General features: G+C 65.9%; 27 protein-coding genes and 4 tRNA genes. 20 read left to right on the forward strand and 11 right to left on the reverse strand.

The window, feature by feature from the left end; genetic code table 11:
• Window positions 1–14 precede the first annotated feature (14 nt).
• Window positions 15–2,987: a patatin-like phospholipase family protein gene (locus KXD96_RS12955; RefSeq protein ID WP_260744924.1), complete on the reverse strand. Its 2,973-nt coding sequence runs from the start codon at window positions 2,985–2,987 to the stop codon at window positions 15–17.
• A gap of 160 nt (window positions 2,988–3,147) precedes the next feature.
• On the opposite strand from KXD96_RS12955, the gene KXD96_RS12960 reads away from it, so the two are divergent.
• From KXD96_RS12960 to KXD96_RS12970, 3 genes are all read left to right on the forward strand, one after another.
• Window positions 3,148–4,014 (forward strand): hypothetical protein, encoded by an 867-nt coding sequence (locus KXD96_RS12960; RefSeq protein WP_260744925.1) that lies wholly within the window; start codon window positions 3,148–3,150, stop codon window positions 4,012–4,014.
• Between the two features lie 44 nt (window positions 4,015–4,058).
• Window positions 4,059–4,289, forward strand: coding sequence for a hypothetical protein (locus tag KXD96_RS12965; RefSeq protein ID WP_260744926.1), 231 nt, complete (start codon window positions 4,059–4,061; stop codon window positions 4,287–4,289).
• Between the two features lie 71 nt (window positions 4,290–4,360).
• Complete coding sequence (locus KXD96_RS12970) at window positions 4,361–5,635, forward strand: amidohydrolase family protein (RefSeq protein ID WP_260744927.1); 1,275 nt, start codon at window positions 4,361–4,363, stop codon at window positions 5,633–5,635.
• Here KXD96_RS12970 and KXD96_RS12975 read toward each other — a convergent pair.
• On the reverse strand, window positions 5,632–6,519 hold the full coding sequence (locus tag KXD96_RS12975) for an IclR family transcriptional regulator (RefSeq protein WP_260744928.1): 888 nt from the start codon (window positions 6,517–6,519) through the stop codon (window positions 5,632–5,634). The two genes, KXD96_RS12970 and KXD96_RS12975, sit on opposite strands and share 4 nt — an antisense overlap.
• A gap of 65 nt (window positions 6,520–6,584) precedes the next feature.
• Between KXD96_RS12975 and KXD96_RS12980 the strand changes: the two genes are divergently transcribed.
• The 6 genes from KXD96_RS12980 (at window position 6,585) to KXD96_RS13005 (ending at window position 11,789) form a co-directional block, all read left to right on the forward strand.
• Window positions 6,585–7,523: an SDR family NAD(P)-dependent oxidoreductase gene (locus KXD96_RS12980; RefSeq protein ID WP_260744929.1), complete on the forward strand. Its 939-nt coding sequence runs from the start codon at window positions 6,585–6,587 to the stop codon at window positions 7,521–7,523.
• Window positions 7,520–8,323: an acetoacetate decarboxylase family protein gene (locus KXD96_RS12985; RefSeq protein WP_260744930.1), complete on the forward strand. Its 804-nt coding sequence runs from the start codon at window positions 7,520–7,522 to the stop codon at window positions 8,321–8,323. The genes KXD96_RS12980 and KXD96_RS12985 overlap by 4 nt, the downstream gene beginning before the upstream one ends.
• A 4-nt stretch (window positions 8,324–8,327) precedes the next feature.
• Window positions 8,328–9,542, forward strand: a complete 1,215-nt coding sequence (locus KXD96_RS12990) for an amidohydrolase family protein (protein WP_260744931.1) — start codon at window positions 8,328–8,330, stop codon at window positions 9,540–9,542.
• A gap of 14 nt (window positions 9,543–9,556) precedes the next feature.
• On the forward strand, window positions 9,557–10,834 hold the full coding sequence (locus tag KXD96_RS12995) for an amidohydrolase family protein (protein ID WP_260744932.1): 1,278 nt from the start codon (window positions 9,557–9,559) through the stop codon (window positions 10,832–10,834).
• A 90-nt stretch (window positions 10,835–10,924) separates the two neighbouring features.
• Window positions 10,925–11,197, forward strand: coding sequence for a hypothetical protein (locus tag KXD96_RS13000; protein WP_260744933.1), 273 nt, complete (start codon window positions 10,925–10,927; stop codon window positions 11,195–11,197).
• 91 nt (window positions 11,198–11,288) lie between these two features.
• Window positions 11,289–11,789, forward strand: coding sequence for a hypothetical protein (locus KXD96_RS13005; RefSeq protein WP_260744934.1), 501 nt, complete (start codon window positions 11,289–11,291; stop codon window positions 11,787–11,789).
• Between the two features lie 96 nt (window positions 11,790–11,885).
• Here KXD96_RS13005 and KXD96_RS13010 read toward each other — a convergent pair whose 3' ends face one another.
• Window positions 11,886–12,185 (reverse strand): hypothetical protein, encoded by a 300-nt coding sequence (locus KXD96_RS13010; protein ID WP_260744935.1) that lies wholly within the window; start codon window positions 12,183–12,185, stop codon window positions 11,886–11,888.
• A 190-nt stretch (window positions 12,186–12,375) separates the two neighbouring features.
• Here KXD96_RS13010 and KXD96_RS13015 point away from each other — a divergent pair, with 190 nt between their 5' ends.
• A complete protein-coding gene (locus KXD96_RS13015; RefSeq protein ID WP_260744936.1) occupies window positions 12,376–12,708 on the forward strand; it encodes a hypothetical protein in 333 nt (110 codons plus the stop codon).
• A 276-nt stretch (window positions 12,709–12,984) separates the two neighbouring features.
• Window positions 12,985–13,119, forward strand: coding sequence for a hypothetical protein (locus tag KXD96_RS13020; RefSeq protein WP_260744937.1), 135 nt, complete (start codon window positions 12,985–12,987; stop codon window positions 13,117–13,119).
• An 82-nt stretch (window positions 13,120–13,201) separates the two neighbouring features.
• Here KXD96_RS13020 and KXD96_RS13025 read toward each other — a convergent pair.
• From KXD96_RS13025 to KXD96_RS13035, 3 genes are all read right to left on the reverse strand, one after another.
• A tRNA-Val gene (locus KXD96_RS13025) sits at window positions 13,202–13,276 on the reverse strand.
• Window positions 13,277–13,290: 14 nt separating this feature from the next.
• Window positions 13,291–13,364 (reverse strand) — tRNA-Cys (locus KXD96_RS13030).
• 27 nt (window positions 13,365–13,391) lie between these two features.
• Window positions 13,392–13,464: transfer RNA gene (locus tag KXD96_RS13035), tRNA-Gly, on the reverse strand.
• A 182-nt stretch (window positions 13,465–13,646) separates the two neighbouring features.
• Between KXD96_RS13035 and KXD96_RS13040 the strand changes: the two genes are divergently transcribed.
• The 5 genes from KXD96_RS13040 to KXD96_RS13060 all read left to right on the forward strand — a co-directional run bounded on the left by KXD96_RS13040 (window position 13,647) and on the right by KXD96_RS13060 (window position 16,214).
• Window positions 13,647–13,718: transfer RNA gene (locus KXD96_RS13040), tRNA-Val, on the forward strand.
• Between the two features lie 274 nt (window positions 13,719–13,992).
• Complete coding sequence (locus KXD96_RS13045) at window positions 13,993–14,634, forward strand: TetR/AcrR family transcriptional regulator (protein WP_260744938.1); 642 nt, start codon at window positions 13,993–13,995, stop codon at window positions 14,632–14,634.
• Complete coding sequence (locus tag KXD96_RS13050; RefSeq protein WP_260744939.1) at window positions 14,631–15,227, forward strand: hypothetical protein; 597 nt, start codon at window positions 14,631–14,633, stop codon at window positions 15,225–15,227. The genes KXD96_RS13045 and KXD96_RS13050 overlap by 4 nt, the downstream gene beginning before the upstream one ends.
• A 43-nt stretch (window positions 15,228–15,270) precedes the next feature.
• The gene (locus tag KXD96_RS13055; protein WP_260744940.1) at window positions 15,271–15,936 is read left to right on the forward strand and encodes a class I SAM-dependent methyltransferase; all 666 of its coding nucleotides are present in this window, start codon (window positions 15,271–15,273) and stop codon (window positions 15,934–15,936) included.
• 155 nt (window positions 15,937–16,091) lie between these two features.
• Window positions 16,092–16,214, forward strand: a complete 123-nt coding sequence (locus tag KXD96_RS13060; protein WP_260744941.1) for a hypothetical protein — start codon at window positions 16,092–16,094, stop codon at window positions 16,212–16,214.
• An 86-nt stretch (window positions 16,215–16,300) separates the two neighbouring features.
• Here KXD96_RS13060 and KXD96_RS13065 read toward each other — a convergent pair whose 3' ends face one another.
• Both KXD96_RS13065 and KXD96_RS13070 read right to left on the reverse strand, forming a co-directional pair.
• Entirely contained in the window at window positions 16,301–17,281 is a 981-nt protein-coding gene (locus tag KXD96_RS13065; RefSeq protein WP_260744942.1) for an Acg family FMN-binding oxidoreductase, read from the reverse strand.
• An 89-nt stretch (window positions 17,282–17,370) separates the two neighbouring features.
• Window positions 17,371–17,868 (reverse strand): hemerythrin domain-containing protein, encoded by a 498-nt coding sequence (locus tag KXD96_RS13070; protein WP_260744943.1) that lies wholly within the window; start codon window positions 17,866–17,868, stop codon window positions 17,371–17,373.
• A gap of 69 nt (window positions 17,869–17,937) precedes the next feature.
• On the opposite strand from KXD96_RS13070, the gene KXD96_RS13075 reads away from it, so the two are divergent.
• The 4 genes from KXD96_RS13075 to KXD96_RS13090 all read left to right on the forward strand — a co-directional run bounded on the left by KXD96_RS13075 (window position 17,938) and on the right by KXD96_RS13090 (window position 21,490).
• Window positions 17,938–18,747 carry a class II glutamine amidotransferase gene (locus tag KXD96_RS13075; RefSeq protein WP_260744944.1) on the forward strand — a complete coding sequence of 270 codons (810 nt, stop codon included), beginning with the start codon at window positions 17,938–17,940 and terminating at the stop codon, window positions 18,745–18,747.
• A gap of 39 nt (window positions 18,748–18,786) precedes the next feature.
• Window positions 18,787–20,262 (forward strand): hypothetical protein, encoded by a 1,476-nt coding sequence (locus KXD96_RS13080; protein WP_260744945.1) that lies wholly within the window; start codon window positions 18,787–18,789, stop codon window positions 20,260–20,262.
• A 30-nt stretch (window positions 20,263–20,292) separates the two neighbouring features.
• Window positions 20,293–20,586, forward strand: coding sequence for a hypothetical protein (locus tag KXD96_RS13085; protein WP_260744946.1), 294 nt, complete (start codon window positions 20,293–20,295; stop codon window positions 20,584–20,586).
• A gap of 64 nt (window positions 20,587–20,650) precedes the next feature.
• Window positions 20,651–21,490 carry an enoyl-CoA hydratase/isomerase family protein gene (locus KXD96_RS13090; protein ID WP_260744947.1) on the forward strand — a complete coding sequence of 280 codons (840 nt, stop codon included), beginning with the start codon at window positions 20,651–20,653 and terminating at the stop codon, window positions 21,488–21,490.
• On the opposite strand, the gene KXD96_RS13095 is transcribed toward KXD96_RS13090, so the two are convergent.
• The 3 genes from KXD96_RS13095 to KXD96_RS13105 form a co-directional block, all read right to left on the reverse strand.
• Window positions 21,491–22,270, reverse strand: a complete 780-nt coding sequence (locus KXD96_RS13095; protein ID WP_260745356.1) for an MBL fold metallo-hydrolase — start codon at window positions 22,268–22,270, stop codon at window positions 21,491–21,493.
• A gap of 8 nt (window positions 22,271–22,278) precedes the next feature.
• A complete protein-coding gene (locus KXD96_RS13100; RefSeq protein WP_260744948.1) occupies window positions 22,279–23,838 on the reverse strand; it encodes a long-chain-fatty-acid--CoA ligase in 1,560 nt (519 codons plus the stop codon).
• A 165-nt stretch (window positions 23,839–24,003) separates the two neighbouring features.
• The gene (locus KXD96_RS13105) at window positions 24,004–24,477 is read right to left on the reverse strand and encodes a hypothetical protein (protein ID WP_260745357.1); all 474 of its coding nucleotides are present in this window, start codon (window positions 24,475–24,477) and stop codon (window positions 24,004–24,006) included.
• Window positions 24,478–24,511 lie beyond the last annotated feature (34 nt).

A 24,511-nucleotide genomic window follows, 5' to 3' on the forward strand; every position in this document is an offset into this window, starting at 1 on the left:
AGAGCGGGATGGCTTCAGATCGATTTTCCCCGAAGTGCTTTCGCGCACTCGTAGGCATGTCGTCCGACGATCCGCCCGAGTGCCGTGTAGGCGGCGAACTGTCCTTCGTTGAACCATTGATCGGACGTCGGGTCGTGGGGAAACGCGTCATTCGATGCGGCGTATGTCAACAGCCACTCTGGACATTCTTGCCAGAGCACGGCTTTCGCGAAGATCAGCACACCTTCTCGGTCATCCTCCGGTAGGCCGGAGGCGGGCGGGTACTTGATGGTGCCCACCGCCACCGTTTTCTTGGTGACTCGGCTCTGCAAGCTCTTTAACGCGTGCCCATCCGGGAGCTTTCCCGAGCCGGGCGCGAGGTGGTTCAACGGGTAATCCGCTGAGTCGAACGTGATCGTCACGCCCAACTCGTATTCGGCCAACCGCATCGCGTCAGCCAGGCCGCTGAGCAGAGGGGGAGCATCGCCACCACCATCGAAGCAGAAGATCAGCCGGCAGCGTCGGCGCAGTGCCTCAACCAGCCCGAGATTTTCGTAATGTCCGCCATCGGTGATCTGGACCAATCGCGCATCGTTGTAGTTGAAGCCGAACAGTTCGCGGTAGAAGTACCCGGCTCCGCGAATGGTAGGGAGTGACTGGGGCCAGGGCCTCCGGTTCTCCTCGTCGCCACCGGTCTCTGCGTCCCTGAGTTTGGCGACGAAGTTCGGGTTCGGTAACCAGGTGCCCAATCGGGCACCCGAGACGGCCAACAGCTTCTCGAATCCCTTCTGGTAACGGCCCATCGCGGAGGCGAATGCCGCGCCACTCACCGCGACCGCGGCGACCACGGTGAGGTCGCGCTTGATGCGTGGCGGCGCTTCCTCGAATAGTTTCTGAGTGTCGAACCATCCCAGCTCCGGCCCACCGATGTACTCGCCGCTCAACACATAGGACACGGCGTTCAGTCCGGGTGCTGGCTTTCCTTGTCCCGTAATGGTTGCCGCGGCGGCGAAAATGAACCTGGGGCCTCTGCCGTTCGGAACGCGGCCGTAGCGCGGCAGCCACGTCCATTCGATCTCCTCATACCGTTTCGCCTGCCAGCCACCCCCAGGTGCCCGGGTGCGCCGGACAGCGAATGTGCGCGCCAACCGTTGCCGGTAGAAGGGATGCAGGCTCACCGATGTGACGTCCACAAAGCCGATCCAGACGATGGTGGCGGCCAATACCCCCACAAACCAGAGATTGGGCACCCAACGCGAGGTTCCCTCCAACCCGTCGAGCGTTACGTTTCGGAACACGGCGGCAGCAAAGATGCCCAAGGTGGCCAGCCACGCGACCAGCAAGACGGCGAGGGTCAGCGCCACCAAGACCAGCGGGACAACGCCGGGGGGCAGCAGCCGTTTCCACGACGACAGTTTCGCTGCCTCTTCGGATACGGCGGAGCGCTTCTTCCAGGCCATCGCCGCGACCGCCGCCAGGTAATTCAGGCCGATCACGCCAGAGAAGGTGGCTGCCGCCGCGCCCGGATGGTCGGAGGCGTGCAGACTCAACGTCGAACACAGCCGCATCAGCGCAGGCAAACCGACGGCGACGGCAAGCACCAACAACCCGAATACGGCACTGCCTACCGCGAGACGTTGGAGCTTCATCTTCTTGGCCTCGCTGCGCTCTTCCCAGCCGAACAATTCAACGACAATCGCCCAGGTGGTCAAGGACACGGCCAAAACCGCAAAGAACGCCACTGCAAACCACGACGCGAGGTGGCTCGTGAGACACAATGAATAGTCCCGGTGGCCTTGCTTGAACCCCTCATCCACAATTGGGTTTGGCACGGGGACAATGGCTGCGAATGAGAACTGCGGCCGCGCCAGCAGGTACCCGAACACGTATCCGATGAACACCGGAACCGTGAACAGGATCGTCATCGAGGCCAGTAAGTTCTTCAGCACCTGAGCCAACGCGCGGACAAGGTCTGCCGGGGAGTCGGCGATATAGCTTGAGCCTCTTCGGAAATGATCGAACTCGACCGATCCTTTCTCGAATCGCTCTGACACCAGGACGTTGTTGGAATCGTCCGCGTCATCCTTGAGCGGCCGGACGGCCAGCAACCGCGCACCAGCGGTATAGCCGCCGCCGGATACGGAGATCACGTAGTCGACGCAATCGATCAGCTTGGGTTCTACATCCTTGCCGAACCGCTCCTCCTGATCTGGACACGTCTTGATCGGGGGCTCCTTGGAGAATTCCTGCAATGCGCCCATCGCTACGCAGGCCGACCGCACCCCGCCGCCGGACAGGCAAATGGACTGCGCCTTTTCTCCTTTGCCCCGCCTTTCGAGCACCTCGTTGGCGCCGGGGACGTTGTACGCCTCGACCCAGCTCCATTCGTCTTCGGTGATCGTGGGCCCGGCCGAGCCCGGTGCCCGCACTCGCGTTTGCTCCGTGGGGATGAGCACGTGATTCCACCAATCGGGGCTGGTGCCTTTCGAGGATGCAGCTCGTCGTTTCCGTGACCACGCAGCCGCCTTGCGAAACACAATCCCCACCGCGGCGGGTATCCCGCAGAGCGCCGCCACCAAGGCGCTCCATTTAACGGTCGCGGCCGCAGAGGTTGCATTGATCAATATGTCGGACTTTTGGAAGTGCAGCGTCAGGTAAAGAAATATATCTTCGACGAGGTCGGCCACAGCCGTAATGCATACGCCCGCAATGACATACCCCGCCACCAGCCGACCAGTGGCGGAGACGGCCCAAGCGCGGAAGTAGCACGCGAACGCGCCGAGCACCAGGAAGTAGCCAGCGATGACGCCCAGGTCGGCCAAGAGCGCTGCCGGCAGCCGATCGACGACGCCGGGCACCCCTGCTCGATCGCCATAGATGTACCTCGAGAGACGCGGCACTGAGGTGTATGGCACCGCAATCAGCGCGATTGCCGAGCCGCCCAAGATCGTTGCCACCCTTTGCGCGGGGGGCTGATAGATCAATTTCTCTTGAACGGTTTTCGGCATGGTTTACCTCTTCAAACCGGGTCGTTTCCAAGCGCATGGTAATTAAGCCGACCCATCAATGTAGGGGCATTCGCAAGAATTCTTTAGGACGCCGCCCGAAGTGGCGCTGGCCAGAATAAGCGTTTCGGTTCGCCGCGGGAGACGGCCTCGCTGTGTGGTCATGGGAGCACAATCGGCCGGGGTTACCTTTTGCGTCATTGAGCATTTCAAAGACACAACCTTTGCTGCTGGTGTAGCGTCTCCGATCAATTTCATAGGGACGTGGCAGAAAGACCGAGCAATGAAAGCAGCAATCGCGGCCGCGACGGCAGCCGTTTTTGCCGTGGCTCTGCCCAGTGCCGCGCCCGCACACGCCGAAACGACCGCCACCGTCAAAGCGCCGACCACCAACCGCATGACCGGCCCCAACTCGAAGTCAGCCCAAGAGGGCGTCTACAACGCCGGGCAGGTCCTGACTCTCGTTTGTCATACCGCGGGCGAGCCGGTGAAGGGCTTCTTCAGCTACCAGATCGCCAACGGAGGCTGGGACAGCCTCTGGTACAAGACAACTGACGGTCATTACGTGGCCGACGTCGACATCGACACCCGCACTCTCGACGCGCTTGGTCCCGATTGCGGCGGTGGCGGCGCAGCAGCGCCCGCTTCCAATACCGGCGAGGATAAGGCGGCGCACGCGCTCGCCTGGGCGCGTGACCAAATGGCGGCGGACCCCAACAACACGGTGCAATGCGAGGCGTTTGTCGAGCAGGCCTACAACCACGCGTTCCGATACCCCTCGGCGATGGACGCTTTCAACGACTTCAACCGCAAAGGGCTGATCCACACCAGCCCCGACAACATCCCGGAAGGCGCGCTCGTCTTTACCAGCAACCCGGGATTCGACCATGGCACCGGACACGTCATGCTCAGCGAGGGCAACGGCCAATACCTGACGGCAAATTACTTCACCCCGCCGCACATCCGGGAAATAAGACCGAGCCCCTACGACACGCAAAACATCTTTCTCGGGTGGGCGTACGCGCCGTAGCGGTCGGTGCCCGGTCCGCCGCCACCTGTGGTACTTACGACCACATGAACAATCCTTCGCCGGGCCCCGGATGGTGGCTGGCCTCAGACGGCAAATGGTATCCGCAGCAGTGGGAATACACGTGGGATTACCGGGAGGGGGACACCGCGATGGACGAGATGAGGCTGAGAGCGGACGAGCTCGGCCGCCAGGGGTGGGAAATGGTCGGCCTCGACGCCGACCACCGCGGAGCCTTTTCCGTCGCCTGCTTCTTCAAGCGGCCGATCGCGCCGTAAGGCGGCGCAAGGGATTAGCCCTTCGCGACCCGACCCGTTTCTCCTATACTCCACATACCGCTGGAGGTGCGATGGCTACAACCTGGGACACGTTGGATCGCTATGTCGTCATTTCGACGGATACGCACGCCGGGGCGGATCTCTACGACTACAAACCTTATCTGCCGGCGCGTCTCCACGATGAGTTCGATGCCTGGGCCGAGGCCTACGCCAGCCCGTTCGACGACCTGATCATCGCCACCGCCAACCGGAACTGGGACCACGAGCTGCGGATGGCCGAGATGGACGCCGACGGGGTGGCCGCCGAGGTGCTGCTGCCCAACACCATTCCGCCGTTCTTCCCCACCTCCCCGAACATCACCATCAGCCTGCCCCGCACACGTGAGGAATTTGAAAAGCGTTGGGCCGGTGTGCAGGCCCACAACCGGTGGCAGATCGATTTCTGTTCACTGGCCCCCGCCCGGCGCCGCGGGTTGATCCAGATCTTTCCCAACGACGTCGAGCTGGCGCTGGAAGAAATCCGCTGGGGCGCCGAGCAGGACTGCTTCGGTGGCGTGCTCATTCCGGCGGTCTCACCCGGCGACCCCCAGGTGGCCCCGCTTTTTCACACGCGCTACGAACCGATCTGGGCGCTGTGCGCCGACTTGGACCTGACGCTGGTGCAGCACGCGGGTGCCGGCAGCCCCGAGATGCCGATGGACCAGCCGGCGTCCAACGCGGTGTTGATCACCGAGATGGCGATCTGGGCGCAGCGCACACTCGGTCACCTGATCCTGGCCGGGGTGTTCGAGCGCTACCCGACGCTGCGATTCGTGCCGACCGAGCAGGGCACGCTGTGGGTGCCCGCGCAACTCGGCATCCTCGACGCCATGGTGCCCACCATGAAGTCCGAGGCCCACAACCGCACCTACGGGATGTTCGGCGGATCATCGGTCGACCAGTTGAGCATGACCCCGAGCGAGTACGTCCAGCGGAACTGCTATTTGGCCAGTGAGCTGATGCCTTTCGACGGCGCGATGATCGACTTCATGGGTCCCGACCACATCATGTGGGGCAGTGACTATCCCCACGAGGAAGGCTTTGCGCCGCACTCCAAGTTGGCTATTCGTTGGGCCCTGCACGACAGGCCAGAGGACGCCTGCCGAAAGATCCTGGGCGGCAATGCTGGTCGCCTGTATCGGTTCGACCTCGATGCGCTGGTGCCCGTTGCCGCCAAGATCGGGCCCACGGTCGCCGAGGTGCATACCCCATTGGAGGACACGGGCTATCGCGCCCCGGCCGCTTTCGGCTACCGACCGTTCGAAGGGGGGCTGGCGCTCAAGCGGCTGGCTCCAGAACGACGCTAACTGGACTCTTCGGCCAAGGCGGCGCTCAGCCGGCGGGTCGCGGAAGCGAGCTGAGCACCCATGCGGGTGGCCGCGGCACCGCTCATCGGCTCGGCGCTGGGGACCAGGCTGAGGATCAGGGCGATGCGGGAACCTGGCCCGAGGATCGGGGAGTCGATGTGGCTCACCTCGTAGCTGCGGTCCGGCTCCAGGCTGATCGGGAACCACTCCTCCTGGTGGATCAGTTCGTCGGTCAGTGCCTGCGCCAGTTGGCTCAGCCGCGTCGAACGGACCTCGGCGCTGCGCACGATCAGCGCCAGTTCCTGCAGGCGCAGATCGGGCAGGAGGTGAAGGCCGACCGCGTAGCCACGCTGCTGGGCGGCGGCGATGGCCCGGCGGTAACGATCGCGCACGTCCTCGGGCAGGGCGGCCAGCCAGCGTTCGCGAGCCTCTGGCCCGGCCCAGGCAACTGTCGACGCCCCATACGGCGGGCGGTGGGGGAACTGGGTGCCGATCGGCATCGGATGACCGCCGCCGTGCCGGCTTCGGACCTGATCGACGACGGTGGAGTAGTCATCGCTCACCGAGAAGGCAACGCAGTGGGCGCCCGTCGCAGCCGACAGTTCGGCCATCGCGGACCCGGCCAGCACCAGGGCCGGATAGCGCCCCGCCGCCTCTCGGCCGAGGCGGACCAGAGCGGGCCCGAGGTGGTAGGTCTTGCGAACCGGGTCGCGCAGCAGCCAGCCGGCTCGGAGCAACTCCGACAGCATCGAGTGGCAGCTGGCCTTGTGGACGCTCAATTGGCGCGACACCTCGGCCAATGTCAACCCCCGGCTCGCGTCACCCGCCAGCTGCTCGAACAGGGTCACCACCCGCTCGGTCTGTGGGGAGGGCCGCGGAGCCATAGCCGCAATGGTCGCATAGTGCGACCGCTTGCGATGTCATAAGCGACTGTGTGACGATCGCCACAATGAAGGACCTTCCGGGCAAAGTGGCGGTCATAACCGGTGGTGCCGGGGGCATCGGCCGGGCCATGGGCAGGCGTTTCGGCCAAGAGGGCATGAAGGTGGTGCTGGCCGACGTCCTCGCCGAACCGCTGGACGAGGCGACCCGGGCGCTCGCGGACGAGGGCATCGAGGCGGCCGGCGTGGTAGCCGATGTCACCGACTACTCCTCGGTCGAGTCGCTCGCCAAGGAGGCAATCTCTCGCTTCGGCGCCGTGCACGTGGTGTGCAACAACGCCGGCACCGGCGGGGTCTCCGAGGGCTACATGTGGGAGCACGATCTGGCCGATTGGCGCTGGGGGATTGACGTCAACGTGTTGGGCGTCATCCACGGCATCAAGGCTTTCGTGCCCCACCTGCTCGAACAGGGCGAAGGTCACGTGGTCAACACCTGCTCCGGCAATGGCGGGTTCGCGCCGATCGCCCGCGGGGCCATGGGCGGGCCCGCCACGGCGGTCTACCCGATGACCAAGGCCGCGGTGCTGTGTCTGACGGAAAGCCTCTACACGCACCTGGAGATGACAGGGACGGGGGTTCGGGCGCACGCCCTCTTTCCTGGCGGCTTTTTGAACACCGGCATCTGGGAGTCGTGGCGGCACCGGCCGGAGCGCTACGCGGCGACGCAGGAACGCCGCACACCCGAGCAGACGCTGGCAAAGGTGGTGGCCCGCTTCGAGGCCACCGGTGCGCATGTCGAGTTCACCCCGCTCGAGACGGTCGCCGACCTTGTGGTGGACGGAATCCGGGCCGACCGCTTCTGGATGATGGGGCCACCCACGCCGGCCGATCAGGTCGTCAGCAGCAAGGCGGCCTCCATCCTGGCTCGCGGCGCGCCCGACTACCTCGTCGACGTCCTCGGCCGAAGCGCCGAGAAGAGCTCAAAAACGGAAGGAGAAAAGCGTTGAGTACCAAGGAAGTTCGTTACGGTCCGCGCGAACCCGAGGCGCAAGTCGACCACGAGATCGATGCGACCAAGGCGCCCATCGCCACCGAGGCGGTGACCGTCACCTACCTCACCGACCCAGAGATTGTCGCGGCCGTGCTGCCTAAGCCGCTGGAGCCGGCGGCCGAACCGCTGGTGCGAATCCAGCTGCAGCGGGTCCGGATAGAGGGCAGGGCGCCCTTCGGGTCGGCGGTGTTTTCGGTGACCGCCCGGCATGGCGGCCTCGAGGGCGACTACCCGCTGTTCATGCCCCAGTCCACCGAACAGTCGGTCACGGGTGGACGCGAAACATTCGGCGAGCCAAAGAAATTGGCGCACATCGAGGTGGAACGCGACGGTGATCGCGTCACCGCCGCTGTTGACCGGTTGGGCTACCAGCTCATCAAGGTCGACGGCCAGGTCACCGGCCCGGCGGAGTTGCCGCCCGACCAGGTGAACACCGAGTTCTACTTCAAGTTCCTGCGCGCCCCCGACGGCAGCGGCATCACCGACCCGCATCTGGTCTACGGCGAGTACCACCGGCACTACGAGCTGCTGGAGAACATCGACGGCACCGTCGAGTTGGGAGAGTCGCCCCTGGACCCGGTGGCCGACATCGTGATTCGCGAGATCACGTCGATCACGTGGTGTCGCCGGCGCACCATCCAGGTGGGCCGGATCGCGGCGCGCGTGCCGCAGGAGTGGCTGCTGCCCTACGTGCACCAGCGCTACGACGATGTTGCCCTGCTCGCCGCCCCCAGGCCCGAGCCGGCGCGGGTGTAGGCGCATGGACCGGTACACGGTCATTTCGGCCGATTGCCACGCCGGCGCTGATCTGCTCGACTACCGCGACTACCTCGATCCCCACTATCGCGACGAATTCGACGGCTGGGCAAAGACATACGTCAACCCGTTCGGCGATCTCACGGAGCGCGACGCCGAGCACAACTGGAACAGCGGTCGGCGTAACTCGGAGCTGGATGCCGAAGGCATCGCGGGGGAGGTCATCTTCCCCAATACCGTGCCACCGTTTTTTCCTCACGCGAGCCTGGCCGCCCCTCCCCCCGAGACCGCCCGGGAGCTCGAGTTGCGCTGGGCCGGCCTGCGTGCGCACAACCGCTGGCTGTCTGACTTTTGTTCCTTGTCGCCCGAGCGGCGCGCCGGGGTGGGCCAGATCCTGCTCGGCGACCTCGACGAGGCCATCGCGGAGGTGGCGCAGATCGCCAAGCTCGGCCTGCGCGGCGGTGTGTTGCTGCCCGGGATCGCCCCCGGCACTGGGCTTCCCCCGCTCTACGCCGAGCATTGGGAACCGCTCTGGGTGGCGTGCGCGGAGGCGGGTTTGGTAGTCAACCACCACGGCGGTAACGCCGGTCCGAGCCCGACCGACGGGTGGGGCAGCTCGTTTGCGGTGTGGGTGTACGAGACGCACTGGTGGGCGCACCGGGCATTGTGGCACTTGATCTTCAGTGGCGCGCTGGATCGCCATCCGGACCTCACCGTGGTCTTCACCGAGCAGGGCGCCGGGTGGATACCGGCAACCCTCGACTCGCTCGACGTCGCGGCGGCGCGGTACGGGCGGGCGAGCTCGGCGATCGCCCGGTTCGCCGGGCCCACCGCGGGCTCGCTGGGTCTCAAGCCCAGCCAGTACTGGTCCCGCCAGTGCTACGTCGGTGCCAGTTTCATGCGTCCCGTCGAGTGCGCCGAGCGCCACCGGATCGGCGTCGACCGCATCATGTGGGGGAGCGACTACCCGCACTACGAGGGCACCTTCCCCTACACCCGGGAAGCGCTGCGCCACACGTTCAGTGGGGTCCCGCCCGCGGAGGTGGCGGCCATGGTCGGTGGGAATGCCGCGGCGGTCTACGGCTTCGACCTCGAGGCGCTCGCGCCGCTGACCCAGCGAATCGGCCCGACCGTGGCCGAGGTTGCCGAGCCCCTGGTCGCCGTGCCTGCCGACGCGAGCAGCACCGTCTTCGAGCCCGACCCCATCCGTACCTGGTAGCGAAAGGACGCACCGTGAACCGCGAGGACCCGTACCTCATCATCTCCGCAGACACCCACGCCGAGCTCCCGACCGAGCGGTACCGCGAATACGTCGACCCCGAATACCGGGAGGACTTCGAGGCCTATCTGGCCGAGAAGACCGCCGCGGCGCAGGCCGGCGGATTCATCGACGAGCAGTTCGCCCAAGAGTGGTTCTCCGAGAACGGAGAGGGCATCGCCGGCGGCTGGGATGTGGCCCTGCGGGACAAGGAGCTCGACGGCGACGGCGTGGTCGGCGAGGTCATCTTCCCCGACGCCGACGCGGTGACCGGGGTCGCCGGGGCCCCGTTCGGGGCCGGCCTGGGCCAGTCGGGCGACCTGGACCCCGGGCGCGCCATGGCCGGGGCGCGGGCCCACAACCGCTGGTTGGCCGAGCTGTGCAGCCACACTCCCGAGCGGCGGGCCGGGGTTGCGGTCGTGCCCATACTGGCGGACGTCGACGCGGCGGTAGCCGAGATCACTCGCGCGGCGGAGTCCGGCCTGCGGGGCGGAATCCTGATCCCGGCGCGCTGGGTCGGCTACCCGCCGTATCACGACCGTCGCTACGACAAGGTCTGGGCCGCCTGCCAGGACCTGCAGATGCCGGTGCACACCCACTCCGGTCCCGCCCCGCAGGAGGAGTACGGCGGGCACCTGGGCATCTACGTCACCGAGGTGCGCTGGTGGGGGGCCCGGCCGATGTGGTTCGCGCTGTGGTCGGGGGTGTTCGAGCGGTTCCCCGGGCTGCGATGGGGCGTCACGGAGTGCGGTGCCTTCTGGGCAAACGACCTGCTCTGGCTGATGGATACGCGCTACCTGCGTGAGCACTCGGCCAAGAAGATGAGCCATCAGATGGAGGGCGACCTGACCATGCCGCCCTCGGCCTACTTCGACCGGAACTGCTTCATCGGGGCCACCACCACGGAGCGCCGGGAGCTGGCGCGGCGCTACGAGATCGGCGTATCCAACCTGTTGTGGGGCAACGACTTTCCTCATCCGGAGGGGACGTGGCCGCACACCCGCGAATGGCTGCACCGCTCCTTCTGGGACGTCCCGGTCGAGGAGACCCGGCAGATGCTGGGCTTGGCGGCGGCCGAGATATATAACTTCGATCTGGGTGCCCTCGCCGCGCTGGCCCAGCGCATCGGCCCGACGCCCGAGGACCTGGGGCAGGACGATGCGGTGAGCATCCCCAAGTGGGAGGCGGCCCGCCGGACCGGACGCCACTGGCTGACGGATGCCGAGCCCATACCCGACCTGGCGCAGAACTGAGGCTTTGAATCCCGTTAGCCGACAAGCTTTCCGTGCGCCCAGGCGATCGCAACTGATGCCTCAGCAAACAAGCTTCCAAGGCCGGTGGATGTGTCACAGGCCGTGGAAAATGGCGATGATGGCCACGGTGTCTGCAGGATCACCAGTTTCGCTGCTGCTGAGGGGTTGAGCGTGCCCCTGAAACGCGTTGACGAATTGAAACCCGGAGACAAGATCCGCATGAAGATCGGGCATGCCACCGTCGTAGCGACCGAATCCCTCGACGACAATCGCACCGAGCTCACCTTTTACTATGGGACCAAAGCCGCGGCCGACAACGATCTCACCGTGGATGTCCTGAATCCGGACGAGTGGGGTTGGTAACGCAAGGATCAGGCGAATCGGCCACAAGCTTGTCGGCGATGGCTCGGGGGACGACTATTGGGGGAATGGTCACGGATTCAGAGGAGAAACGATGGCCCCGGACCGCTTGAAAAGCTTCGTCAGTTTATGTGCCGCCTCGCTCCCGATCGCCATGTCGCTTCCCGCCACTGCCTTCGCCGACAATCCGTCGTGGAACGGGCAGTACGCGATCACGTTCATGGTTGGTCCGAAGGCCGGCACCAGCATGGCGGTCGGCGATCCTGAGGGGCAGCACACGGAGATCTACGGTTTCCGCTCGACATGTACGAACGGGAAGTGCGTCGCCACGATCGTCAGCGGCCCTCCACCGAGTAACCCGACCGTTCCGCAGCCGGTTCAGTTCACGTGGGATGGAACGTCCTGGTCGCAAACCAGCGATTTTCAATGGGACTGCATGATGCCCGACACCTCGATCCAATGGAATCCGGCCCGGGCCACGGTGCGCTACACGCCCCAACCCGACGGGTCGCTTGATGGTGTGATGCACACCGACATCTTGAGCGGCGCGTGCCAAGGCACCATCGACATGGACATGAAGGCGGAGCGCGTGTGAACCGCGGCACTTTTTTCGGGCCGCAATTCCAACCAAAAACGTAGGGAAATAATGTATTTCAGGTAAAGGACCTGCGCTGAACGCCGAGGATTTGCGCTAAGTTGGCCTGTTGGCCATAAAGCACTGCACTTGTTTGACGGCGTCCTCCGGCTTGACTCCCATTTCCACCAATCTTTGAACTACTTGCTCAGGGGGCACACCAGAATCGATGTCAGTGGTCATCACGTGAACGCTGGGAAACCAATTCGCTGCACTTACCCCCGGCGGCGGGGGCTGCGCATCGCCTCCTAAGCACTGAACGTAACCATTGACGCCCGTGTCAGCATGAGTCGGCGACAGTCCCGGCAGCACAGCGATGGCCATGGCGACCGGCGCAGCGACATAGATGAAACGCATCCTGGCAGTATCCCCCGTGGAGTCCCGAACCGCTAGATCGCTTAACGGCCGCGCGATCAACTCGAGGGCGGGCAACCGCGCCGGCGCGCAGCAAACCGTCCCCGCGAACGTCACCCAGGACTGGGAACGCAGCGGGTAGGTCGAACGCGTCGGCCGCGAGGGCCGTAAGCCGCGATGAGACCATGAGCGGATGACCGTCCACACCTGCATGGGTTGCGGGCTCCAAACCCGCTACTCCTATGGGCGCGCCTGCATGGGTTGCGGCCTGAGAAGCCATCGCTCGTATGGTCATCGGCCAGATTGGTATCCGCAGGCCGCGGAAGCGTTTGCGGCGCCGGCAAGGATCGTCGCCCTAAGCGAACGGCATCCGACCGCCACGATGGCGTTGACGGTGCCAAGCGCAATCATCGCCATAGCCGCGGTCGCCGCCTATCCACTCGTGTTCGTGCCATTGCTGCTTCTGCTCAGCGCGGGTTTGGTGGCCTCAACCCGCTACGAGGAAGGCCGCACCCCCTCGAAGTAGCCCGCCGAGCGGCAGGGGCCACCGTCGAGACAGCCGAGACCGGTTGGGAGGCGTTGCGTTCGCGTCTATCACTGGTTGATGTGGCGCTCGCCGAATCAGGCCCGGTCGGGGAGGTAGCCCATCAACACGGCGAGGGCTCGGCTACCGATCAGGCGCAGCGCCGTGCCGTGGGTACTCCCGACCGGCGCTCCTCGGGCGCCACGACATCCGCCTTCGCGGGTGGTACCGATCATTAAAGGTGGGTATGGGTTCCGCATCGTCAAGAAGGAGACAGCGATGACCCATCAGCGTGAGGACGACGACAGCGCCGACAAGCGCAAAACCGAGGATGGTGCGCCGGTCGAGCCAGAGGCCGGCGAGGGTCCGTACCCTCCGGTGACCGGGAAACCCATCCCGCCTATCGGGAATTGAGCCGGCCCGGTCATATCGTTCATACCGGGGAAGCGCGATTGCCGGTCCAGCACGGTTTTCCCGGATTGAGCAGGCAAAACTCTGGTGCGCGATACTGGGATTGAACCAGTGACCTCTTCCGTGTCAGGGAAGCGCTCTCCCGCTGAGCTAATCGCGCGGGGGTCAAAAAGCTGGAGGTGGAGACGGGAATCGAACCCGTGTGCACGGCTTTGCAGGCCGTTGCCTCACCACTCGGCCACTCCACCGCTGGATTGATGCCACTTGCACCTTCGAGCGGATGACGGGATTCGAACCCGCGACCCTCACCTTGGCAAGGTGATGCGCTACCAACTGCGCTACATCCGCGCGCCACGGACGAGATCGTCGCCCGGTGCGAAGCACGACGATAGTCGACGTGAGCGGGCACATACAAATTTCTTGGTACGGACCGTGTCAAGGTTATCGCGGCGTGCCGATGACGCGCAGGCGGCCGGTATTGTCGAGTCCAGGCTCGTGCTAATCTTCGACGTCGTTCGTCTGTCGGCGCCGGTCCCGTGGCTCAGTGGGAGAGCGTCCGCTTCACACGCGGAAGGTCGCTGGTTCGATCCCAGCCGGGACCACTTCGAGACGGTACAGCTCAGGTAAGCATTCCTGCGAAGTCCAGACCTCGGTTCGTCATCACCCATTGGCCCAAACCCGTCGTGCAACGTTCCAGTTGGGCCACATCGGCCAGACGCCGACAAAGCCACCACCGCTTAAGCGCCGGCGGAAAGACCCGGGCGGATCACCGAGCGGTACTGACAACATTCCCAAGCCGATCGGTGTAGGGCTAGGGGTTGTCTGCTCACGTGTCGTCGTGACAGTATTGATTGAACGATCAATCAGGAATGTTAAATGACTCCTCCATTGACGGTGTCGCGTCGGGACCGGTTGGTGGATGCCGCATTGACGGTGTTCGCCCGGGAAGGGGTGGACGCGGCCAGCATCAAAAAGATTGGCCGGGCCGCAGAGGTGGCCCCGGCGCTGATCTACCACTACTTCGAAAGCAAAGAAGCGCTGCTGGCGGCGGTGGTGGCGCGGCACGGGTTCCTGCCACAACTGCGCCGAATGTTGGCTGTATCGCCGACGGAACCGGCCGTCGAGGTGCTGCCGAGGATCGCGCGACAAATGTATGACCTGCTCACCGAACGGACCGATCTGGTGCGGGTGGTGATGGCGACCTCGCAGACCCATCCCGACATGCGGAAACGGATGGACACGCTCACCGACGAGGCACTAACGCTGCTGGCCGGCTATCTGCAGGCCCGCATTGAAGCCGGTGAGCTGCGTGTGCACAACGTGCGGGCGGCGGCGCGCACGCTGCTGTTCACCGTGCTGATGTGGTGCCTAACCGCTGCGCCGGCCGCCGAACTCGACGACGCGATCGCCCTTCTGGTGGCCGGGCTGACGACCGCCGCGCCGGACCCCGCGGTCGGCGGGCCCAGGCCCAAGACCGCCGCCCCGGCGAGAAGAACCGCAAGGAGATGCACCGCATGAAAACACCACAGTCGCCCCGTATCTCGCTCACCGGCAAGTTGATCATCGTGGCCACGGTGGTCAGCGGCTTGTTTGGCTCGATCCTCGATCGGGCCCTTGTTGCGACTCCCGCGTGGCGCGATCTCGGCGTACGGGCATGGGCCGACTTCAGTCGCCACGCTGATCTGCGCGCCGGCCTTGTTGTCTATCCGATAGGCGCGATCCTTTGCTGGGCATTGGTTTTCGCCGCGGCATTGTCCTGCCGCCTGGATGGGTCCGCGCCAGGGCAGGCCGGACTGCCGATCTATCTGGCCGCCTTGGGCGCGCTTGGCGCGATTGTCACCACCGTCGTCGCGGCGCCGGTGATGATGCACGTGGGCCAGCTCAGCGACACCGATACCGCCGCCCTGCATGATGCCTTCGAAACCTTCACCGTTTGGGGTGTCTACGTGCGCGGTTTCTGTTTCGCAGCGATCTTCGTATGCTTGGTGTGGGCGTTAGTCAACTATTTCCGGTACCAGCCAGCGCTGCGGATGCCGCGCAGCCACGCCGAGCTTTTGCCGGTCACGGCTGCGGGTCAGGATGCCGATGCGACCATCGGAACACAGCCGTGATGCGCGAATTTATAACCACCACATAGCAATCCGGGGAGTCTCGATGATGATGCTCTTGCGTCGGCGCACGAGGGAAAGCGTGCGCTGGTATCAGGTGGTCTACCGGCTGGCCTATCGCCTAGGCCTGATCATCTGGCAGCGGGGCGGTCCGCCGGATGAGCTCGTCAGCATGATTGAAGGCTCCGCAAAGCTGGAACCGGGCCGCGCCCTCGACATCGGCTGCGGCACCGGCACCGACACCATCTATCTGGCCACGCACGGCTGGCAGGTCACGGCCGTCGACATGGTGCCTAAGGCGCTGGCCGCCGCGCGGCGCAAGTCCGCAGCCGCGGGAGTCGCGCCGCGCTTTGTCCAGGGCGATGTCACCCGACTGCACGACCTGGGAATAGGCGGCGGCTACACCCTGCTGCTGGACTTCGGCTGCTTTCACACCCTGCCCGAAGACCGCCGTTGCGCCTACGTCACCAGCATCTCCCGTGTCGCCGCACCCGGTGCCACCCTGCTGCTGTGGGGCTTCAAGCGGCCGCCCCCAACGGCCCCCATGCACGCCGGAATGACGCTCGACGAGGTTCGCCAACGCTTCGGCGAGACCGGCTGGCGGGTGGTTTGCGCCGAGCCGACCTCGGCCGACTCCCAAACGGCGGTTGCTCGTCGGGCCGCCGCGCATTTCGAACTCTGGTGGTACCAACTCACCCGCGACTCAACCTGATATTTCCGGGCCGAGAGTAGTTTTTGGCTAGCTGTGGGCGCGGCGTTGCTGGCATTTCCCCCGAAGCCACGAAAGGAGGAGTGTCGTGACCGACATCGACGACGACAGGGTCAACGTCCGCTACTCGTAGAGGATCTGGCTGTCGAGGTGGCGCGGTGCGCGCGGCTGGAGTCGTCTTCCGCAGCGATATCGCCACCGGTCCGGGCGGACGCCAGATCGTGTTCGATGACCCGGCCAGCAATGCGGTCGAGCTGTTCACCCCGGCAGCGGCCCGATGAGCGATACCGACGCGAGCCGGTACGACAAGGAGAGATGCAGGCAGAGCGGGGTCCCGCGCTGGGCGCCGGCCGTGGCGGGGACCGTGTTAACCCTGCAGCCGCAAAACTTCGCTAAGGGGTCGTCGCGGCGTAGGCCTCGGTGGTTCGGCCGCGGGGGGCGCCACACCCACCCGGACCAGGACCTGGGGCCGCCTGCCTTCCTGCACGAGCTCCGCAATCATCTCGCGCGTGGTTTTGAGCTCGGTGACGTGGGTTACCGGGCACGTCGCCAGGTTCGCCATCGTGCATTCCAGTAACACCGCGGAGAGCGCTTCGCCGGACAACAACGCGGCGAGGCGGGTGTCGTCGTCGGTGGACAGCATCAGAATGGTCGACTCGTCGGCGGGGATCTCGGTGCGCCGGTCACGGTGATGCGTCGTCGGGAACGTCCGCCCGATGTCGACGCGCTGGCTTTCGGCCGGCGAGAGCAGAGCACCGTACGGAACGCCCTCGGACGCCTCGAAAGGCGTTGTCCACCACTGAAGTTCCTTATGGTAGGCGTTGTCGTAGAGGCGCAGCGATTCGGCCAGCGACGATGCCCGCGCCAGCCTCTCGCGCATGTCGTTGGCCATCACGTCAAGATGGACGGCATCGTTGGCGACGGCGTCCCGCAGCGACGGCTCGAACGCTTCCCAGTTCATCGGCGCTATGAATGGCAAACGGTCGGTTCGGCGGGTCCAGATCGCGCTGGCGCGACGCCGTTCTACGTCCGTGACGTTTTCCACCGGGGTGAAGTCGATGGACGCCAGGTGGTTCGGATCCTCTGGATCGGGGAAACGGGAAATTCCGGCTCGCCACCCCGCAGCGGCGAGCGCCACTCGAAGGTGGTCGAGTGCAGCGCCACAGCTGATCAGCGCTTCGCGGCCGGACCGGTCGGAAACCATCGAACGGCTTGGATCAAGAAAGAGCTCCAGCTGACCGCCGCCGGCCACCCACTGCCAGGGTTGGCTGTTATGCAGTGACGGCGCGCGGCACGCTGATCGCACCGCGTCCTTGATGAGTTCGGTGTCCGCCATCGCGGCTGGCATGTCGACCTCAATTCTTTGCCTTGGCACCCAGCATTCCACTTCTCGAGCCGATTGTCGGACGAGCGTCCGTCGCTAGGGCGACGCCTCGTTCACCCTTCCTTGGTTCTCGCAGCGAACTCGGTCCACCGCGGTGACTCTTCACGCAACGAGAGAAGCTCTCGATAGAGCGCCTGCTGCTCGTCTGGCGGGATGCGGCCCATGACGCCGAACAATTCACCGCATTCGGCGACGTGGGACTCAGTCAATTCCGAAGCTTGCAGCAGGGTTCGACGGTCGGCTTCGGTCAGCTCCGCACCTTCCGGCAACTGCGCGAGGGCTTTGATGACCGACAGGCCTTCGCCGTGCTCTTCGTAGAGACCGTCGACCTCGGCATCGCCGAGCGTGCGACGCAGGGCCGGATAGAAGAACTGCTCCTCGAAGGCGATGTGCGCGCCGGCTTCGCGGTCGACGCGCTCGGCGCGGGCCTTGGCGGCCTGATCGTTGCCCGCCCTGAGATGTTCGGAGACCTCATGCAGGCCGCGCCCGAGGACAGCATGGTCTTCCCTGAACGCTTCGGCCAGGTCCGATGACCGCCAAGCGCTTGTCATAGAGCAAATTTCGTCGGCGCCATTGACATTGACGCCAGTATAGTTGCGCTTCAGAAAGGCAATCCAACAATGTGTCGCCTCTATGGTTTTCGCGCCAACGAGCCCACGAAGGTGGAGTGCACACTCGTTTACGCGCAAAATGCGCTGATGGTGCAGAGCCGCGAGGACCTCAGCGGCCGGGGGAATGCGCACGGCTGGGGTATTGCGACCTATGAAGACCACTGTCCGCACGTCGAACGGCAGGCCTGGGCGGCCTATCAAGGGGAGCACTTCCGGCGAGCGGCCGCGCGAACCTTCTCAGAGCAGGTGCTCGCCCACGTGCGCCGCGCAACCGTGGGTGCTCCCAGAATCGAAAACACCCATCCCTTCGTCGATGGCCCGTGGGCTTTCATTCACAACGGCACGGTTCCCGGCTTCGACCGGCTGCGCCCGCGGTTGCTCGAGCAAATGCCAAAGGAGCGGCGCGACGCGATCCGCGGTGACACGGACAGCGAACACGTCTTCCACTATCTGCGCACCCTGCAAGCGCGCATGCCGGAGCGCCCGTTGCTGAAGGTGCTACGGGACGGAATCCGTCAAATCACGCAGTGGTGCTGCGAAATCGAGCCGACCGCACCCATCGGTCTGAATGTCATCCTGACCGACGGCGAACAGATGGTCGGCAGCCGCATCGGACGCACGCTCTACTATCTCGAGCGCGAAGGGGTGCACGATTGCGAAATCTGCGGCTTCCCCCACATACGCCATGACACCGACCGGCTCTACCGTGCAGTCGTCGTCGCCTCCGAACCGATCAGCCATGAGCATTGGCGCGAGGTCCCGGAGCGCTCCGTGTACCGGGTGAGCGAAGACTTCAGGTTCGACAGTGAGCCAGTGTAAATTGCTGGCTCACAATGGATTCAGCGCACCGGGTCGGCGATGGACACGCAGCTACTTCCGGTAGTCCCCCGGATTTCCGCGACGCTTGACGAGCACCAGCTGCGCCATCTTCACGTGGTAGCCCAGAAGCTGGCTGCAGAGGATCCGGCGCTGGCGGCCACCGATGCGTTCGGGGACCGCGTGCGGCCAGGTATGTCGAGCGGCCTGTGGCTGGTCATCGGCGATACGCGCGAAATCGCCCTTTCCACACCGGATAAGGCACCTACCTACGAATATCGGCTGTCCCTTCTCGCGCGGCGCGACGACCTCGTTGCTTTCGGCCGTGAGCCGCACTCGGATTTCGAGCACTACCGCTCGCATGTCCTCGGGACCGGACCGGTCGTCAGCCTGAATTTGCCCTCTGGTGCCGGCAGCCCTTTGCTCCCACTGGCGGCGCGCTGTCGGCTTGATGGCGAGGCGTTCTCTCGGATCCTGGACGCGACGAGGCGAACGGGCAGTCTGACCATCGTCCCTCATATCGGCATGGGCAGCACGTGGCAACTCGCCGCGGCCGTCGCCGAGGCAGCGAACCTCGATGTCCGCGTTGCCAGCCCACCGCCGCGGCTCACGCGGGTTGTCAACGACAAGCTTTGGTTCGCACGACTGATCGGCGAGGTGCTTGGCGAGAATGCTCTGCCTCCGACGTTGGCCGCGTATGGTCCGGCCGCGCTCGCCCATCGCATTCGTGCGCTCGCTCAATCGGCTGCGCGAGTGGTGGTCAAGGTGCCCTACAGCGCGGGCGGGGCCGGGAACCTGAGCGTCGCCGCAACCGACGTCGCCGGAGCTGCGCTGTCCGTCGTCAAGGACTACATCCTCGCCGCCCTGCATGCGCTCGGCTGGTATGACGTCTATCCGCTGCTCGTCGGGTTGTGGGAGGCGCCGGCGTTGAGCAGTCCTTCGGTGCAGTTGTGGATCCCGGCTCTCGGCGACGGACCGCCTCTGATCGAGGGCCTGTTCGAGCAGCAGTTGCTGGGCACTGAGGGGGCGTTCGTCGGGTCCGTGCCGGCGGAGCTTCCGGAGCGCTGGCGAAACCAACTGGCCGACGACGCGATGCGCCTGGCCACCGTCCTGCAACTGCTGGGATATTTTGGCCGGTGCAGCTTGGATGCGCTGGTGGTCGGGCAGAGCTACGACTCCGCGGCTTTACACTGGATCGAGTGCAACGGTCGCTGGGGCGGCGTCTCCATTCCAATGACGATCGTGAACCGATTGAGCCGGGACCCCGCCGAGACGAAATTCGTAGTGGCACAACGTGTCGGAGAGAGCCAACCGCAGCGGCGTTTCGCCGACGCGATCCGCCTTCTCGACGGTCTACTCTTCAGGCCGGGAACGCAGGAGGAGGGCATCATCCTGCTCAGCCCGGTCGAGATCGAGGCCGGGCGGGGCGTGCAAATGCTGGCCTGCGCCGAGACCACCGCTGCAGCCCGCGAGCTGTCAGAACGCGCGATCCGAATTCTTTCGGGGCGATCAGGTTAACGGCCACGACGAGACGAAGGACGGTGGAGGATGGTAGGCAACCAAGAGGGCATCGGCACGCTGAAACTGGAATGCCCGCAAGGCCATCCCGTGGGCAGGATCCTCAAGGACGCCCCGCATCAGGCCGTCCAATACGATCCCGGCGCCATGGTGGGGCCGCGCCGGTTCTGGCCGGACGAAGACGACCAGCCGCAGTTCAAGGCGAGCTGCAGATACTGCGAGAAGCCGGTGGGGGAGGCCACCGCCACGCTGCAGGTGAAACTGGCCGAGGTGATCGCCGACGCGTCCGCGACGACCGGGACGGCCACGCTGGCCTACCTGTAGGCCGCGCTACTGTAAGAGCTACAGTAGCCAGGGCGCCAGGCGGCGCCGGCATGAGAGGAGCCCCGTGGCCCAGGTATCCCCGAACCCGCAGGACAGCCCACGCCCGCCGGAGGGGGATTGGCTCGGCACGCCGTACCTGACCTTCGAGCGTCATGGGTCGATCGCGGTGTGCACCATCGACCGGCCGGAAGCGCGTAACGCCCTGACCCCCGCGATGTACTTCGGAATCCGTTACGCCGTGGGCCGTCTCAACGAGGACCCGGATCTGGCCGGGCTCCTCATCACCGGGACCGGGGACGTCTTTGCGCCCGGCGGCGACATGGGCGGCGGGGGAGCTACCGATAACTGGATCACCTTCGGCGGCGCGCTGGGCATGGACGTCACGCCGTTCGACACGGTGCGCACCTCGGCCAAACCGATCGTCTCCGCGGTCAACGGGCTGTGCCAGGGCGGCGGGTTCCAGATTGCGCTGTGCAGCGACCTGTCGGTGGTCAGCGAGCGGGCGACCTTCCGGGTGCCCGAGCTGTTCCGCGGCTACGCCGACACGTACTACAGCCAGATGCTCGCCCGCGTCATCGGGCCGGTGCGCACCCGCGACCTGATGTTCACCGGACGGGTGCTGACCGCCGAAGAGGCCCTGGACTGGGGCCTGGTCACCCGCGTGGTGCCGCACGAGAAGCTGCTCGACACCGCGAAAGAGCTGCTGGCACAGTGCTGCCGGACCGCGCCGCGCGCCCGCGGCGTCATCAAGTCGAGCATCGACAACTACCTGGGCCTGTATGACCGCATCGGCATGACCAGCAGCCTAAGCGACGTCGAGGCGCGCGAAGGCTTCCGGGCATTCAAGGAGCGCCGCTCGCCCGACTGGGTGCACCCCGACCTGCGCGCCGAGGGGCGGCTGTGACTACCGGAGATCGATCCATTCCCCGTGCGCGGCCACCCGCAGCCGGTCGCCGATCCCGGCCTGATCGAAGGCCGCGGCGAACTCGTCGACGCCCTCGCTGAAGTGGGCCCAGCCGTCGACGTGGGCCGGTATCACCACCTCGGCACCGAGGATCTCGGCCGCGGCGGCCGCACGCGCCGCGGTCAGCGTCAGCGGACGCCCGCGCTCCTTAGTCGGCACGCGCGCCGCCCCCGCGAACAGCACGGCGACGTCGATGACACCCACTCGATCGGCCACGTCCTTGACCGCCACCATCGAGGCGTTGTCGCCACTGAGGTACACGGTGGGCAGACCGGGCCCGAACAGCACGAAGCCGATCACCTCGCAGTTGACATGGCCGGTTTCGTCGCGCTGGCCGTCCGCCGGACCATGTACCGCCGGAACAGCTTGCACCACAAGCGAGTCCGACAGCCCGTAGGTCTGCCAGGGCCCAACCCCCACCGCGGGTGGCCCCAATCGGGCGGCCCCGCCGGGGTGGGTGAGCACCAGCGGCGCGGCCAGGGCCATCCGGCGGCCGTCGTCGTCGAGGTTGTCGGGGTGCTGGTCGTGGCTGATCAACACCGCATCCACCGAGCCGAGCGCCTCGGCACCAACGGCCGGCCCGGCGAGCTTGGTCAGGTAGGCGTGCACGCCGGGCGGATCGAACGTCGGGTCCATAACGATCCGGTGCCCCGCGATGTCGATCACCGTGGTCGGCCCGCCCAGCACGCTGATCGCGCAGTCGCGCCGCCGCGCGTCCACCGCAGCGCTCATATCCCTCGCACCCGGTCGCGCCAATGCGGCTCGCGCAGTTCGGTTTTGAGGATCTTCCCGCTCGCATTGCGGGGCAGCGACGCCACGAAGTCCACGGTGCGCGGGCACTTGTAGCCGGCCAGGTGGCGCCGGCAGAACTCGATGACGTCGCCAGGCTCGACCTCGCCCGCGGCCACCACGATCGCCTTCACGGATTCGCCCCAAAAGTCGTCGGGCACGCCGATCACCGCGGCGTCGGCGATGGCGGGGTGCTCGACGAGCACGCTTTCCACCTCGGGGCCGTACACGTTCTCGCCGCCGGTGATGATCATGTCCTTCAGGCGGTCCTCGATGTAGACGTAGCCGTCGGCGTCCAGGCGGCCCACGTCACCGGTGCGCACCCAGTCGCCGTCGGTGATCGTCTCGGCCGTCGCCTCCGGCCGGTTGAGGTAGCCGCTCATGTTCTGGTTGCTGCGCACCCAGATCTCGCCCGGCTCCCCGGCGGCCACCGGGGAGCACGTCTGGGGATCGACGACGCGAATCTCGGTGCCCAGCACCGCCTTTCCGGCAGCCAGCTGCAAATGCGGGCGGGTGGAATCGCGATGATCGGCGTCGCTGAGCGCGGTGACCGCCCCGCACAGTTCCGTCTGCCCGTACACCTGAACGAAACGCGTCTCGGGCCAGGTGGACAGCGCCCGATGCAGCAGGGGTAACGGCATGGGCGCGGCCCCGTACACGATGTAGCGCAGGCCCGCGATCGTGGCGTGGGCCGCCTCGCCGGCGTCGAGGAAACGGGCGATCACCGGCGGCACGAAGAACGCGTGAGTGGCTCCCGCCCGCACCGCGCCCATCAGGGCGGCGGCGTCGGGTTCGCGGGTCATGATCGTCGGCACCCCGGCCCGAATTCCGAAGAGCGCGTAGCCGATTCCGCCGACGTGAAACAGCGGCATGGCGACCAGGTTCGCGTCCTGGTTCCCGAACGGAAAGGCCGGCGCCAGGTTCGTCGCGTGATTGACCAGCGCGCGCTGGCTCAGCAACACGCCCTTCGGGCGACCGGTGGTGCCCGAGCTGTAAATGACCAGCGCGGTCTCGCTCTCGGCGACGTCGGCGTCGCCGTCCGTGGGGGAGGCCGCGGCGAGCAGGGATTCGTACTCGTCGCCCACCACGACGATGCGCTGCACGCCCGGCACGCGTTCGGCGGCCGCCTCGGCCGCGGCCTGCAGCTCGGCGCCGGCGAACAGCAGCCGCGCCCCGCAGTCGTCGAGCACGTGCACGAGTTCGTCGCCCATGGCGCGCCAGTTGACGACGGTGGTCACGGCCCCGATCGACGCGGCGGCGAAAAGCACCTCGAGGCAGGCGGGGTGGTTCTTGTCCAGGAATGCCACGCACTGCCCCCGCCGCACACCGGCGGCGCGCAGCGCGCCGGCCGCGCGACGGATCCGCGCGGCCCAGTCAGCCCAGGACCACTGCCGTTCGCCGTAGCGAATCGCGACGGCGTCGGGCCGCTGCGATGCGTGCCGGTCGACGAGTCCGATGAGCGTCTTGGTCGTGTTCGCCGTGGTGTCGGCCGGTGGCATAAACCCCTCCGAGTAGGTGAGTTTGTTCCTGTTGAGTGTGCACCGAGGGCTTTGAGTGTGCGCTGAGGGTGCGAGATGGACGATTTTCCCGCCGTGGACTCACACGCAAAGCCTTGGATACACGCTCAGAGCCCTGGATACACGCGCAAAGCCGTGGCCACCGGATCAGAACATGGACTCGATCATCATGCCGCCGTCGCTGACCGCCTGCGGAGTCGCGTTGTTCTCCTGGCGGTAGTCGATGAAGGCCGACCGCTGGTCCGAGGTGTTCAGCAGTTCGGTGAAGGTGCCGATGACCGGGATCGCGCCCTCGGGTGCCAGCACGTCGGCGGTGTAGTCGATGGAGGCCTCCTGGTGGAATTTCGGGCCCGGCAGCGTCCTGGTGTGCGGCTCGCTCAGGTCGCGCACGTTGCTCAGGATGGCCGACGCGCCGCCGGCCAACTGATCTTTGTCCGCCTGCAGCACGGCGACGACATCGGTTCCGCCGGCCGGTTTGACGGTGACCCGCAGCTGCGCGCTGCCGTCGGCGTTGCCCAGCGCCACCCAGTTCGGGCCGCGGTGCCCGAGCGTCCAGCCCGGTGCGGGGACGATCGAGACGCCCTGGGCGATGTCGATGGCCTCGCCCGAGGTGAGCCGCACCGGCATCGGATCGGCGGTGGCGAGCAGGACGATG

The organism is Mycobacterium sp. SMC-2, from assembly GCF_025263485.1.
In the GTDB taxonomy this organism is placed as follows: Bacteria; Actinomycetota; Actinomycetes; order Mycobacteriales; family Mycobacteriaceae; genus Mycobacterium.